The organism is Aliiroseovarius marinus (assembly GCF_050881025.1).
Lineage (GTDB): Bacteria > Pseudomonadota > Alphaproteobacteria > Rhodobacterales > Rhodobacteraceae > Aliiroseovarius > Aliiroseovarius marinus_A.
In genome coordinates this window covers 79139-92929 of sequence record NZ_JBNNXQ010000001.1, presented here as the reverse complement: position 1 = coordinate 92929, position 13791 = coordinate 79139, and the positions used below count along the sequence as shown (strand labels likewise).

At 59.4% G+C, this 13791-nt stretch carries 15 protein-coding genes and 1 tRNA gene; 11 read left to right on the top strand and 5 right to left on the bottom strand.

Going from position 1 to position 13791, the window contains the following annotated elements; genetic code table 11:
* Positions 1–28: 28 nt before the first annotated feature.
* The 4 genes from ribB to ACRY08_RS00365 all read left to right on the top strand — a co-directional run bounded on the left by ribB (position 29) and on the right by ACRY08_RS00365 (position 2730).
* Complete coding sequence (gene ribB / locus ACRY08_RS00380; protein ID WP_432447829.1) at positions 29–1159, top strand: 3,4-dihydroxy-2-butanone-4-phosphate synthase; 1131 nt, start codon at positions 29–31, stop codon at positions 1157–1159.
* Positions 1160–1162: 3 nt separating this feature from the next.
* Positions 1163–1714 (top strand): 6,7-dimethyl-8-ribityllumazine synthase, encoded by a 552-nt coding sequence (locus tag ACRY08_RS00375; RefSeq protein ID WP_432447828.1) that lies wholly within the window; start codon positions 1163–1165, stop codon positions 1712–1714.
* On the top strand, positions 1711–2178 hold the full coding sequence (gene nusB, locus ACRY08_RS00370; RefSeq protein ID WP_432447827.1) for a transcription antitermination factor NusB: 468 nt from the start codon (positions 1711–1713) through the stop codon (positions 2176–2178). The genes ACRY08_RS00375 and nusB overlap by 4 nt, the downstream gene beginning before the upstream one ends.
* A 249-nt stretch (positions 2179–2427) precedes the next feature.
* Entirely contained in the window at positions 2428–2730 is a 303-nt protein-coding gene (locus ACRY08_RS00365) for a hypothetical protein (protein ID WP_432447826.1), read from the top strand.
* Here ACRY08_RS00365 and ACRY08_RS00360 read toward each other — a convergent pair.
* Complete coding sequence (locus ACRY08_RS00360; protein ID WP_432447825.1) at positions 2727–3542, bottom strand: zinc-dependent peptidase; 816 nt, start codon at positions 3540–3542, stop codon at positions 2727–2729. The two genes, ACRY08_RS00365 and ACRY08_RS00360, sit on opposite strands and share 4 nt — an antisense overlap.
* A gap of 309 nt (positions 3543–3851) precedes the next feature.
* Here ACRY08_RS00360 and ACRY08_RS00355 point away from each other — a divergent pair, with 309 nt between their 5' ends.
* Positions 3852–4310: an MmcB family DNA repair protein gene (locus ACRY08_RS00355; RefSeq protein WP_432447824.1), complete on the top strand. Its 459-nt coding sequence runs from the start codon at positions 3852–3854 to the stop codon at positions 4308–4310.
* 6 nt (positions 4311–4316) lie between these two features.
* Here ACRY08_RS00355 and ACRY08_RS00350 read toward each other — a convergent pair whose 3' ends face one another.
* Positions 4317–4526, bottom strand: coding sequence for a DUF6324 family protein (locus ACRY08_RS00350; protein WP_432447823.1), 210 nt, complete (start codon positions 4524–4526; stop codon positions 4317–4319).
* 105 nt (positions 4527–4631) lie between these two features.
* Here ACRY08_RS00350 and ACRY08_RS00345 point away from each other — a divergent pair.
* Positions 4632–4708 (top strand) — tRNA-His (locus ACRY08_RS00345).
* A gap of 26 nt (positions 4709–4734) precedes the next feature.
* Here ACRY08_RS00345 and ACRY08_RS00340 read toward each other — a convergent pair.
* Complete coding sequence (locus tag ACRY08_RS00340; protein ID WP_432447822.1) at positions 4735–5073, bottom strand: DUF6476 family protein; 339 nt, start codon at positions 5071–5073, stop codon at positions 4735–4737.
* On the opposite strand from ACRY08_RS00340, the gene ACRY08_RS00335 reads away from it, so the two are divergent.
* The 5 genes from ACRY08_RS00335 to ACRY08_RS00315 all read left to right on the top strand — a co-directional run bounded on the left by ACRY08_RS00335 (position 5072) and on the right by ACRY08_RS00315 (position 11329).
* Positions 5072–6106 (top strand): RluA family pseudouridine synthase, encoded by a 1035-nt coding sequence (locus ACRY08_RS00335; protein ID WP_432447821.1) that lies wholly within the window; start codon positions 5072–5074, stop codon positions 6104–6106. The two genes, ACRY08_RS00340 and ACRY08_RS00335, sit on opposite strands and share 2 nt — an antisense overlap.
* Before the next feature lie 30 nt (positions 6107–6136).
* The gene (gene cls, locus ACRY08_RS00330) at positions 6137–7582 is read left to right on the top strand and encodes a cardiolipin synthase (protein WP_432447820.1); all 1446 of its coding nucleotides are present in this window, start codon (positions 6137–6139) and stop codon (positions 7580–7582) included.
* 180 nt (positions 7583–7762) lie between these two features.
* A complete protein-coding gene (gene rpoH / locus ACRY08_RS00325; protein WP_432447819.1) occupies positions 7763–8659 on the top strand; it encodes an RNA polymerase sigma factor RpoH in 897 nt (298 codons plus the stop codon).
* Positions 8660–8921: 262 nt separating this feature from the next.
* On the top strand, positions 8922–9932 hold the full coding sequence (locus tag ACRY08_RS00320) for a cytochrome-c peroxidase (RefSeq protein ID WP_432447818.1): 1011 nt from the start codon (positions 8922–8924) through the stop codon (positions 9930–9932).
* 275 nt (positions 9933–10207) lie between these two features.
* Positions 10208–11329, top strand: coding sequence for a serine/threonine protein kinase (locus ACRY08_RS00315; RefSeq protein WP_432447817.1), 1122 nt, complete (start codon positions 10208–10210; stop codon positions 11327–11329).
* 77 nt (positions 11330–11406) lie between these two features.
* Here the strand turns inward: ACRY08_RS00315 and ACRY08_RS00310 are convergent, their stop codons facing one another.
* Positions 11407–13239: a M3 family oligoendopeptidase gene (locus ACRY08_RS00310; RefSeq protein WP_432447816.1), complete on the bottom strand. Its 1833-nt coding sequence runs from the start codon at positions 13237–13239 to the stop codon at positions 11407–11409.
* A gap of 98 nt (positions 13240–13337) precedes the next feature.
* On the bottom strand, positions 13338–13634 hold the full coding sequence (locus tag ACRY08_RS00305) for a YciI family protein (protein ID WP_432447815.1): 297 nt from the start codon (positions 13632–13634) through the stop codon (positions 13338–13340).
* Positions 13635–13791 lie beyond the last annotated feature (157 nt).

Sequence of the window (13791 nt, the reverse complement as noted above, 5' to 3'; positions counted from 1 at the left end):
CAGCCCCGAGCCTGAAGGGGAACGCGCCATGTCTGAAAGCACCACATATGAGAAACCCGGTCCGGTCGAAGCCGGATTGTCGGATGCCATCGCCTCGACCGAGGAGATCATCGCCGAGGCCCGTGCGGGCCGGATCTATATTCTGGTGGATCACGAAGACCGCGAAAACGAAGGCGATTTCGTCATTCCCGCCGATGCCTGTGATGCGGTGGCGGTGAATTTCATGGCGACCCATGGGCGCGGGCTGATCTGCCTGCCGATGGAAGCCGCGCGGGTGGACGAACTGGGCCTGCCGATGATGGCGATGCACAATTCCTCGCGTCATGAAACGGCCTTCACCGTCTCCATCGAAGCGCGCGAGGGCGTGTCGACCGGCATTTCCGCCGCCGACCGTGCGCTGACCGTGGCCACCGCCATCAACCCCGACAATGGTCCTGCTGAAATTGCCACCCCGGGCCATGTCTTCCCGCTGCGGGCACGCAATGGGGGTGTCTTGGTGCGGGCTGGGCACACGGAAGCTGCCGTGGATATCTCGCGCCTGGCGGGCCGCAATCCCTCGGGCGTGATCTGCGAGATCATGAACGAAGATGGCACCATGGCACGTCTGCCGGAACTGGTTGAAATTGCACAGAAACATGCGATCAAGATCGGCACCATCTCGGACCTGATCGCCTATCGCCGCCGCCACGACAATCTTGTGCGTGAAACCGGTCGCGAGACCATCACCTCGGAATTTGGCGGTGAATGGGAGATGCGGATTTTCACCGATATGACGCATGAGATCGAGCATGTGGTGCTGATCAAGGGCGACATCTCGACCGATGAGCCTGTGCTGGTGCGTACCCACGCGCTGCAGGAAGCACAGGACGTGTTGGGTCTTGGCCCGAAACCTGCAGATGAGCTGCCGCGCGCCATGCAGATCATTGCGGATGAGGGGCGGGGCGTTGTCTGCCTGTTCCGTGAGCCGCGCAAGACCTTGCATGCGGATGAAGAGGAAGGCCCGCGCACCGTGCGCCAGATCGGCCTTGGCTCGCAAATCCTGTCCACGCTGGGTCTGAACGAGATGGTGCTTTTGACCGACAGCCCCCAGACGCGCTATGTCGGTCTGGACGCCTATGGGCTGACCATCACCGGCACGCGCCCCATTCAAAAGGACTGAACCATGGCCACCGCAGAACAGCATTACATTCTGGACCGCCCCAGCTTTGACAAGCCGGTGAAGCTTCTGATTGTCGTCGCGCCTTACTATAAGGATATCGCCGACAATCTGGTGGCAGGTGCCAAGGCCGAGATCGAGGCCGTGGGCGGCACATGGGACATCGTTGAAGTGCCCGGCGCGCTTGAGGTGCCCACTGCGATTGCCATGGCGGACCGACTGTCAAACTTCGACGGCTATGTGGCGCTGGGCTGCGTGATCCGGGGCGAAACCACCCATTACGAAACGGTCTGCAACGATTCCAGCCGGGCCATTCAGATGATGGGTCTGTCGGGGCTTTGCATTGGCAACGGTATCCTGACGGTGGAAAACCGTGCGCAGGCCGAAGTGCGCGCAGATGTGGCGGATCAGAATAAAGGCGGGGGGGCTGCGGCTGCGGCCTTGCATCTGGTCGCGCTTTCGCGCAAATGGGCCACCGCAAGCAAAGGTGTTGGCTTCAAAACGCTGACGGATTCGATCAAGCTTGCCGGTGACACGAAGGATACCCCAACCGCATGACGCTTTCAGGCAACCAAAAACGCCAGATGAAATCCGCCGCCCGCTTCTTCGCGGTGCAGGCGCTGTTTCAGATGGAGGCCGCTGAGATGACTGCCGACCGCGTGATGGTCGAGTTCGAGGATGTCCGCTTTGGCGAAGAGTTCGACGACCACACGATGGCGGAAGGTGACAGCAAGCTATTCCGCAAGCTGGTGGGCGACGCGGTGAACCATCAGGCCAAGATCGACCAGATGACGGACCGGGCGCTGGTGGCCAAATGGCCGATTGCGCGCATCGATCCGACCCTGCGCGCGCTTTTCCGGGCGGCGGGTGCCGAGCTGGTCGAGGGCGACACGCCGCCCAAAGTGGTGATCACCGAGTTCGTCGATGTGGCGCGCGCTTTCTTCCCCGAAGGGGACGAGGCGAAGTTTTCGAACGCAGTTCTGGATCATATGGCCCGCGAGGCGAAGCCCGAGGCCTTTTAAGGCCGAGGGCGAAGTCCGAGCAATTTGAACGTGAGAGGCGAAGCCTGAGGCCTTTTAAGGCCGAGGGCGAAGTCCGAGCAAACTGATCGAGAGAGGCGAAGCCCGAAGCCTTTTAAGGCTGCCTGCGCGCTTCCGTTGGCACCTCTCATCGGCAAAGCTTTGCGCCCATCGCCCTGCGACCCTCTGGCCCCTTACATGTCGCGGGCTTGCTGCGCTAAGGTGACAATGTCCGCCCAGCAGGAGCCAACCATGCCCAAACTTGTCCGCCTTTATATCCAGAACGTCCTGATTGGATTTGCCTTGTCGGCCGTTTTCGTTGCCGCGTTGCTTTACACCAATGTTGGCAATCTGTGGCATCTTGTGTCGACCTCGGACATGGGCTGGATCGCGGTTCTGATGCTGTTCATGTTCAACGGGATCGTCTTTGCAGGCGTGCAGTTTTCATTGGTTGTCATGCGCATGGGCAAAAAAGATGACACGCCCAAAGGCGGCAAACGTCAGCCCATCGTGACCGGCGAACCGGCCCGGGTGAGGGTTGACGCCGGGCGCTAAGCCCGGGTCCAGCTTTCAGGATCTAACCGAAAGAAACGTGACAACTGACCATAAAGCGCGGGCTCTTCGGCTTTTAGGTCATGCGGGCGCTCAAAAAACGCCTCGACCGCGACGGCAAAAAACTCCTCATGTGACTGCGCACCGTAAGGATCAAGCGTGCCGCGCAGACCCTTATCGGTCTGTCTGACCAGCCGGTCATAGGCGTCCAGAATATCGCGTTTCCAGTCTGCGAAATCCTGCCCTGTGCGCAGGCGAGGCAAGCCGTCGGTCTCGCCGTTCAGATCATCCAGCTGATGGGCAAATTCGTGGAAAACAACGTTGTGACCGTCCCTGCTGTCGCGCGCGCCATGCGCGGTGGCCTGCCATGACAGCACCACTGGCCCGCGTGCCCAGCTTTCGCCGATGCGCACGCTTTCTTCTTCGGTCACGACAAACCCATGCTGCACTGCCTGACGGGATTTAAACGCACCCGGATAGATCAGGATGGTGCGCAAGTTGTGATACCAGTCATCGGTGTTCACCACCAAAAGGCAGGCCTGTCCGGCGATGGACAGCTCCATTTCCTCCGTGACCTCCAGCCCGTCACAACCCAGAAAGCTGATCTGGTGCAGGAATAGCTGTACTTTGCCCTCAAGCTTCTCGCGCAGATCGGCGGGCAGGCTTGAAATCAGGGGCACTTGCTGGGCGAGAAGGCCGCGCTGATGGGCGCTGAGCGGCGCTGCCAGAAGGGCAGACCGCCTGCGGTGGCGCGAAATCTGGCGGGCCACCAGCGCAGTGACGGCCAAAAGAAGGGCGGCGATCGCGTAAGTCATGTTAACGATCTAAGCGCGCGGGTGAAGGAGTTCAATGTGGGGAAAGTGGCGGCCCCACCGCAACCGTCGGGGTCTGAATTCCCGAGGACCTGTATATACAGGTGGGCGCCAGGTAAGTGGACCACGGTCCAAACAGAGCCAGCTCCCTCGGATTTGCTTAAGGCCACCGGAATTTTACCCGCATGTGACGCGAAGGGCAGAAGCCGCCTTGGCTTAGATAGGCGGCGCGGCGTGCGGTTGCAAGACAAGACATTGCATCGGGCGCGCGCCCCATTGACAATTTGTTCATGAATTGTTCATGCTGCACTCATGGAAACCACCGCCCCCTCTCTGATGCCCGGCCAGCTTCTGGCGCGCGGCGTGTGCCGTCACATGTTGGCGCATGGCTTCGTCACGGTCGAAGAGCTGGTGCCCACACGTGGGTTACGGGTCGACGTGATGGCGCTTGGCCCCAAGGGCGAGATCTGGGTGGTCGAGTGCAAATCCTCCCGCGCGGATTTCACCTCTGACAACAAATGGCAGGGCTATTTGGAGTGGTGTGATCGTTATTTCTGGGCGGTGGACGGCGATTTCCCGACCGAGCTTTTACCAGATGGCACAGGGCTGATCATCGCAGACAGCTATGACGCCGAGATCATCCGCATGGGGCCAGAGGACAAGCTGGCGCCCGCGCGCCGCAAAGTGATGGTGCAGAAATTTGCGACCCATGCCGCACGCCGGTTGCAGGGCTTTCGCGATCCCGGCGTGGCGGCTTTGGTCAACGTCTAGAAAAGATTACTTTTTCTTCGACTTGGCGCTGTCGGCCAGGGCGCGGGCCTGTTTGGCGGCGACCATCAGCTCTTCGGCGATTTCCTCGGCTTCTTCCGGTTCGAAATCCATCGGCAGTTCCACCCCGCCGCCTTCCACGTAAAGGCGCACCATACCGATCGAGGTCGGGCCGATCTGCAAGTTTGCGTCGATGTCACTTTCGTCGTTGATGCCCATTTTGGCCTCCTGAATTTCACCTGTCCGGGTTATTGATCTTTCCTGCATTTTTCAACCCGCGACCTCTTGCAAAGCCCAGCGTGGGGGGGTAAATGCATCCGGCGTGCCGACATAGCTCAGTAGGTTAGAGCGCTTGATTGTGGATCAAGAGGTCCCCCGTTCGAGCCGGGGTGTCGGTACCATCCCCCTCCTTGAAATGACAAAGATTTCAGCGGATCGATATCCGTTTCTGCAAGGCGCCGTCCGCGCTGTTGTAGATCAGGATTTCATCGCCTGACACCACCGCGATCCAGCCCTGGCCCATGGTCACTGCCTCGGCCGACACGCCTTCGGGCAGGGTGATTTGTTCGGGCAGGGACAGGGGTAGGGCGCTTGGGGGGGGCGTGGCTTGTGAAAACTTCATGACGACCACCGTGATCAACACAATCAGCCCAAGGATCGTCGTCACGGTCATTGCCGTGACAAGCGTTTTCAGGTAGCGCACGGTGCCAAGGCCCGCGCTGTCTTCCAAGGCTGCGTCCAGTTCCTGTTCAGGAGTTTTATCCATGTCGACCTCGCACCGGATTGTCCGGGTTGTCATTGCCGAGAACCCGCCCAAGCGCCTTGATAAGGCGATTGCGCGCGATGTGCCAGAGGAAGCGAACCTGTCGCGCTCGCGTCTGGCGCGTTTGATTGCTGACGGGGCGGTGACCATGGGCGGTCAGGTGATGGATGATCCGCGCGCAAAACTGGCCGAAGGCGACGTGCTTGAGGTTCGCGTGCCCGAGGCGGCGGAAAGCCATATCGGGCCCGAAGATATCCCGCTGGACATTGTTTACGAAGATGACGATCTCATTGTGGTGAACAAGCCCGCCGGCATGGTGGTGCATCCGGCGCCCGGCACGCCCACGGGCACGCTGGTCAATGCGCTTTTGCATCATTTCGGCGGCGCGCTGTCCGGCGTGGGCGGCGAAAAGCGCCCCGGCATCGTGCATCGCATCGACAAGGACACGTCGGGCCTGCTGGTGGTCGCAAAATCGGACGCCGCCCATCACGGGCTGGCCAAACAGTTTGAAGCGCACAGCGCCGAGCGCCACTATCTGGCGGTGACCTACGGCGCCCCCAGTCAGGCGGACCCGCGGCTGGGCGGGATCAAGGGCGCCAATTTCGAACGGGGCAATATCCTGAAAGTGACGACGCAATTGGCACGCCACAAAACGGACCGGCAAAAACAGGCGGTTTTGTTTTCTGGCGGGCGTCACGCGGTGACGCGCGCGCGCATTCTGGACAGCTTTGGTGACCCGGCACAGGCCGCGCTGATCGAATGCTGGCTTGAAACTGGGCGCACCCACCAGATTCGCGTCCACATGGCGCATGTGGGCCATGGGCTGATCGGTGATCCCACCTATGGCGGGCGGCGCAAGCTGAACGCAAAGCTGGTGGGTGAGGCCGCGACTGAGGCCGCGCGCAGCTTCCCGCGTCAGGCGCTGCATGCGGCAACGCTGGGCTTTGTACACCCGGTCTCGGGCGAAAAACTCAGCTTTGAAGCGCCGATCCCTGCGGATATGCTTGCCCTGATTGAAACCCTGCGCGCGGGCTGACCGCCCGCGCGTTATTGGCGTGAGGCGCGCATGACCGATCTTTCCTGGGCCTCTTGGGGCGGTATTTGGGCCTTGCTGCTGGTGGTGGTGGACATCGCCACGGTCGCGCGCGCGGTCACCCGAGAGCAGCGTTCAGCCGCGTCACGTCTGGCTTGGGTGGTGGTGATCCTGTCATTGCCCCTGGTGGGGGTGATCGCCTATTTCTTTCTTGGGGATACCAGCGCGGATCGACGGTCTGACAAGAAACTCAAAGACTTACGGCGTGAACTTCCCAAGGTTCCCAAAGGTGATCCAAACCCGCCGGATCTGCCTTTGCTGTACCGACAGGCCTTTGCGCGTGCGGGGTCTGTGAATGGATTTCAACCGGTTGGCGGCAATCAGGCCAAGGTGACCACGGACAGCCGCGAAGCGGTTGACTGGCTGATCAGCGATATCGACGCTGCCACAGATCATGTGCATTTGCTGTTTTATATCTGGCTCACGGATGGCAATGGCACGCGCGTGGCCGAGGCCATGATGCGGGCTGCCCGTCGCGGGGTCAGCTGTCGGGTCATCGTCGATGGGCTTGGATCGCGCAAACTGCTGACCCATACGCTGTGGAAGGATATGCGCGCGGCCGGAGTGGAAACCGTGGTCGCTTTCCCGTTTCGTTTCGCCCCTGTGGCCGCCATTTTCCGTCGTCTGGATATCCGCAACCACCGAAAAATCGTCGTGATTGATCACGATACGACCTATGTGGGCAGCCAGAACTGCGCCGATGCCGCCTTTCTGGTGAAGCGAAAATTTGCCCCATGGGTGGATATCATGCTGCGTGTTTGCGGCCCCGTGGCCTGGCAGTCGCAGCGGCTTTTCGTGTCGGATTGGATGGTGAATGGCGGGCCGGATATCTCGGACATCCTGAACCGAGAAACCACCCAGCCCGCGGCCGGGTTCCCGGCCATTGTTGCCGGCACCGGGCCAAATATCAGCGTGCAGGGCGTGCCGGATATGGCGCAGATGCTTTTGGCCTCGGCGCAGGAAGAGGTGGTGATCACCACGCCCTATTACGTGCCGTCCGAGGCGCTGCAACAGCAGATTTGCGCCACCGCCGTGCGTGGGGTGCGGGTGCAACTGAATGTGCCCGCCAATAATGACAGCCATATCGTCGGCTTTGCGTCGCGCAGTTTTTACCGCGCGCTTTTGAAGGCCGGGGTCGAAATCCACGAGTTCCAGCCGGGTCTTTTGCACGCCAAGATTCTGACCGTGGACGGGCAGGCGGCGTTGATCGGCTCTGCCAATCTGGATCGGCGCAGTTTTGATCTGAACTATGAAAACAGCATGATGCTGGCGGATGTGCCCACCGTCGCCGAGATCAGAGCCAAGCAAACCATGTTTCTGAACGCCTCTTTGCCGGTATCGCGCGCGGCGGTGGAAAGCTGGTCGGTGCTGCGCAGGCTCCTGATCAACTCGATCGGGATGATGGCGCCCTTGTTGTAATTTGCAACTTTATGCACGAGCGCGTGAGATTTCATGACATGGGCTTCACATCACCGGGGCAGGGGTTCATATCTTGTTCACAAATTTCGGCGACACCCCTCTTGATTTCGCCATGTTAGCGCTTATCTGGAATGTTAAGCCTCTAAACATGAGGGGTAACGACAGGAGACGTTTGCCACAATGAGCAACTACAAGAATTTACCGGCCCCGACGCCTGAAGGTGGTCTGAACCGCTATCTTCAAGAGATCCGGAAGTTCCCGATGCTGGAGCCGGAAGAGGAATATATGCTGGCCAAACGCTGGGCCGATCACGAAGACCGTGACGCCGCCCACCAGATGGTCAATTCGCATCTGCGTCTGGCCGCCAAGATTGCCATGGGCTATCGCGGCTATGGATTGCCGCAGGCCGAGGTGATCTCTGAGGCCAATGTGGGTTTGATGCAGGCTGTGAAGCGGTTTGACCCTGAAAAGGGCTTCCGTCTGGCGACCTATGCCATGTGGTGGATTCGCGCCTCGATCCAGGAATATATCCTGCGCTCGTGGTCCTTGGTGAAACTTGGCACGACCTCGGCCCAGAAGAAGCTTTTCTTCAATCTGCGCAAGGCGAAAGCCCGTATCGGCGCGCTGGAAGATGGTGATCTGCGGCCCGAGAACGTGGCGCGTATTGCCAATGACCTGAACGTGACCGAGGACGAGGTGATCTCGATGAACCGCCGCCTGTCGGGTGGGGATGCATCGCTGAACGCCACGATCTCGGCCGATGGTGAAGGGGCCATGCAGTGGCAGGATTGGCTGGAAGATGAAGATGCGGATCAGGCCGGTGATTATGCCGAAAGCGACGAGCTGAACGTGCGCCGCGAGCTGCTTGCGCAGGCCATGGAGGTTCTGAACGACCGCGAGAAAGATATCCTGACCCAGCGCCGCCTGCAGGACAAGCCGATCACGTTGGAAGAGCTGTCTGGCGTCTATGACGTCAGCCGCGAACGCATCCGCCAGATCGAAGTGCGCGCGTTTGAAAAGCTGCAAAAACGCATGCAGGAACTGGCCGCTGACAAGGGGTTGCTAGAGCAAGCCTGATCGATCCACAGGTAACGCCTACAGATAAAGAAAGGCCCGTGCAGTAATGCACGGGCTTTTCTTGTTTCTGCCCTTACGCCGAACTGTGCGCGCAAATCACTGCGCGGTTTTTGGCCCACGCCCTTAACGAGTTTAGAATAATTCTAATTTAGAATTGATCTAAATCAAAGTTGGCATGGCCCATCTTTCTAACCTGCACTGGCGCGAGCTTTTGGAGAACTGAAAGATGTTTGTGAAAATCACACTTGCAACTGGGCTTTTGATGTCTGTTGCAACGATGGCCAGCGCCAATGACCTGCGGAACCTGGCTTTGGAGACCTTCAAACCCCTGCCGTCCACAGTGCCTGCGGTAAAGGACAACCCGATTACGGATGCCAAGATCGAACTGGGCAAAGCGCTGTTTTTTGATCCGCGCATGTCCGCATCGGGCGTTTTTTCCTGCAATTCTTGCCATAATCTGGCCACGGGTGGCGATGACAACCTTGAAACTTCGATTGGGCATGGCTGGCAGAAGGGGCCACGCAACGCCCCCACAGCGCTGAACTCGGTGTTTAACGAGGCGCAGTTCTGGGACGGGCGGGCCGCAGATTTGGCCGAGCAAGCCAAGGGACCCGTTCAGGCGGGCGTCGAAATGGCCAACACGCCGGACAATGTGATCGCCACGCTCACCTCGATGCCGCAATATGTGGATTGGTTTAAAGCAGCCTTTGAAGGCGAAGCCGATCCGGTGACCTTTGACAATTTCGCCAAAGCGATTGAGGCGTTCGAGGCGACTTTGATCACGCCCGCTCCGTTTGATGCGTGGTTGAACGGCGACGATCAGGCCATGTCAGAGCTTCAACTGGCCGGGCTTGAAAAGTTCATCGATCTGGGATGCGCGTCCTGCCATTCGGGCGTGAATGTCGGGGGGCATGGCTACTATCCGTTTGGCCTGATTGAAAAGCCCGGTGCAGATGTCCTGCCGGAAGGGGACAAGGGGCGTTTCGCGGTGACCGAAACGGTCGATGACGAATATGTCTTCCGCGCCTCACCCTTGCGCAATATCGCGTTGACGGCGCCCTATTTCCACTCGGGCAAGGTCTGGGATCTGAAAGTGGCGGTCGAGATCATGGCCGAAAGCCAGTTGGGTGAAGAGATCGATGGCGAAACCGCTGATCAATTGGTGGCCTTTCTGGACAGCCTGACCGGCGCATTGCCAACCGTGACCTATCCTGTTTTGCCAGCGGAAACGGCGGCAACGCCGCGGCCGACGGGGGAAGTCGTTCCCAACTGATCCAGCAAGGATGTGAAGACCTGAGAAGGGGCGCTTATGGCGCCCCTCTATCTATATGCCAGATTGCAGTCGGCGCGGGTCCGGGGGCAGACAGTTGAAATAGCGGCGAAACCCTCTTTTCTGCCACTTTCGTGAGTGCTAGAAGCCCTACAGGACACGGCGATGGCGTCGCCGCGGGGCAAGACCCCGGTTCCCTTTCCACGATCCTGTACGCCGGGACTTTCAATCGGGAGATTGAAGGCCCCGCCTTTGCCTCCCTCAGACAGGAGGCACCCATGGCCTGGTCACCCGACAAAACTGAAGTCAAAAGCTGGAACGAATGGGACACACTGCGCCATGTGATCGTTGGCCGTGCCGATGATTGCCACATCCCGCCCGAGGAACCCGCGCTGGATGCGAAAGTGCCCGAAGACAGCGACATGCGCGGCCAGTGGGGGCGGCGTCCGCAGGAAACCATCGACCGCGCCAACGAGCTGTTGGACAACTTCGCAGACCAGCTGCGCAAGCGTGGCATTCGTGTGGACCGCCCCGTGTCCATTGACCATTCGCAGCCCGTGACCACGCCGGATTTCCATACGGACAGCCAGTTCGGCTGTATGCCGCCGCGTGACGTGCTCTTGACCGTCGGTCACGAGATGCTGGAAGCCACCATGTCCTATCGCTGTCGCTGGTTTGAATATCTGAACTATCGCCCGCTTCTGAAGGAATATTGGGAAGAGGACCCGAACTTCCGCCACGAGGCCGCCCCCAAGCCGCGCCTGACGGATGCGGATTACCACCCGGATTACCTGTCCGAGAAGATCGGGGTCGAGAAACGTCTGGAATGGGCGGCCGAGAAATTCTTTGTCACCACCGAAGAAGAGCCGCTGTTCGACGCCGCCGATGTGCTGCGCTTTGGCAAGGATCTGGTGGTGCAGCACGGGTTTACCACGAACCTGAAGGGTATCGAGTGGCTGCGCCGTCACTTCCCCGATCACCGCGTGCATACGGTGAACTTCCCCGGCGATCCCTATCCGATCCACATTGATGCGACCTTCACACCCCTGCGCCCGGGCCTGATCGTGAACAACCCGCAGCGGCGCTTGCCCGAAGAACAGCGCGGATTGTTTGAAAAGAACGGCTGGGAGATCGTGGACGCCGCCCAACCGGCCCACAACACCCCGCCGCCGCTGTGCTATTCCTCGACGTGGCTCTCGATGAACGTATTGGTGCTGGACCCGAAAACCGTCTGTGTCGAGAAATCCGAGGTTTATCAGGCCGAGCAGATGGACAAGCTGGGCATGGAAGTGGTCGAAGTCGAACTGCGCGACGCCTATGCGTTCGGCGGCGGCCTGCATTGCTGCACGGCGGATGTGTATCGTGATGGCGATTGCGAGGACTATTTCCCTAAGCAGTGATCTCTGCACCAAGGCAAAAAAGAAACCCGCGCTTTTGGGCGCGGGTTTTTCGTTTCAAGGGAAGGCGCAGTTCAGCCTCACTCCATCGCCTCCAGCTCATCAATGAAGCCTTCGATCATCGACAGACCCTTGGCCCAGAAATTGGGGTCCGAGGCATCCAGTCCAAACGGGGCCAGAAGCTCTTTGTGGTGCTTTGATCCGCCCGCTTCCAGCATGTCGAAATACTTCTGCTGGAAGTCCGCGTCGCCTTCTTCGTAGACGGCGTAGAGCGCGTTCACCAGGCCGTCGCCAAAAGCATAGGCGTAGACGTAGAAGGGCGAATGCACGAAATGCGGGATGTAGGACCAGAAGGTTTCATATCCTTCCATGAAATCAAAGGCTTCGCCCAGGCTTTCGGCTTGTACGGACATCCAAAGCGCGTTGATGTCATCGGGCGTCAGCTCGCCCTCGGCGCGGGCTTCGTGCAATTTGCATTCGAAGTCATAAAAGGCGATCTGGCGCACAACCGTGTTGATCATGTCCTCGACCTTGCCCGCCAGCATGACCTTCTTTTCCGCAGGCGTCTTCGCCTCGGACAGAAGTTTGCGGAAGGTCAGCATTTCGCCGAACACCGACGCCGTTTCGGCCAGTGTCAGCGGGGTGGAGGACAGCATCTCACCCTGTTTCGCGGCCAGAACCTGATGCACACCGTGACCCAATTCATGGGCCAAGGTCATGACATCACGGGGTTTTCCCAGATAGTTCAGCATCACGTAAGGGTGCACGTCGGTCACGGTCGGATGGGCAAAGGCACCGGGCGCTTTGCCCGGCTTTACGCCCGCATCAATCCAGCCTTTTGAAAAGAAGGGCGCGGCGATCTCGGCCATGCGCGGGTCGAAATCGGCATAAGCGTCCATGACGATCTTTTCGGCCTCAGGCCAGCTGACCAGCGCGTCATCCTCCATCGGAAGCGGCGCGTTGCGGTCCCAGACCTGCATGCGATCCAGCCCCAGCCATTTGCGCTTCAGCTCGTAGTAGCGGTGAGACAGGCGCGGATAGGCGTCGACCACGGCGTTTCTGAGCGCCTCGACCACCTCGGGTTCTACGTGGTTGGACAAATGCCGCCCGGCCTGCGGACTTGGCATGTTGCGCCACTGGTCCTCGATCGACTTTTCCTTGGCCAAGGTGTTGTGAACACGCGAGAAAATCTTGACGTTCTCGCCCAACACGCGGGCGATTTCGCGTGCGGCGGCCTCGCGGGTGGCGCGGTCTTTTTCGGTCAGCAGGTTGGCGGTGGCTTCCAGCCCGCGTTCCTCGCCATTCACGGTGAACATCAACCCCGCGACGGTTTCATCAAAAAGCGTGTTCCAGGCCGAGGCGCCCACTGAGGATTTGTCGTGCAGGAACTGCTCCAGCTCATCGGACAGCTGATGCGGGCGCATGGCGCGCAGGCGGTCAAAGATGGGCTGATAGCGCGCAAGATCGGCGTTTTCTGCAAACCAGCCGGTCAGCACATCGTCGTCAATCCGGTTCACTTCCAGCGAAAAGAACACCAAAGGTGCCGTGAAGACGGTGATTTGTTCCTGACAGTTCTGGAAGAACTGCGCGCGGTCGGCATCGGTGGTCTGCTGGTAATACCGCAGGCCCGCAAAGGACATGATGCGCCCGCCGATCAGGTCGATCTTTTCATAGGCCGTGACGCAGTCCAACATGCCATCCGCGCCCAGCCCGGCGAGTTTGCCCTGATAGTCCGAGGCGAAATCGGCGCAGGCCTGTTCCAGCCACTTCAGATCACGCGCCAGTTCCGGCGCATCTTCGGATGCGTAAAGATCGCTGAGATCCCATTCTGGCAAGCCTTCAAGCGGCATGTCACCGGATTGCGCATTGGCATCAAAGACAGGACAGGCGGGGAAGGGAAGGGTTGTGAACATCGGACCTCCGGTTGTTGTCTGGCTCAAGACATAGGACGGGGTCGGGCCAGTTGCAATCGGGCATCCAAAACTGGGGGACGGCCGGGCGCACAAAGCCGTTACAGGGTTGCTGTCTGATCTTCCAAAATTTTACCCCATGTGTAGATCTGATAACTTCTGAGATGAGGTACATAAAACGGATCATTCTCGATCAATCTTTCGACTTCGATCCGTGCCGGTGCTTCGACAACCCACAATGCGCCGCAAAAGGCGTCATCAGGCCCCGGTTTCAGGCCACCACCGATTAGAAGCTCGGGATGAGCCCTGACATAAGACACATGCGCGTCACGCTTGGCTTTGTTCGCGCGTATCTCGTTCATCTCGGGTTTGTCTTTGAAAATGACCACCCAACGCATCACACTTTCCTCCATGTATTCAAATCGAGATTAGAAGGTCCAACGAACCTGAATAGGGCCACCTTTTCCGTATCATGGTGCCACGCGCCTCGTGCACGGCGTATGGGCAGACTGCAAACGGGCGTGAATTGGCCGATTTTCCCCCCTTGGGGGTTTT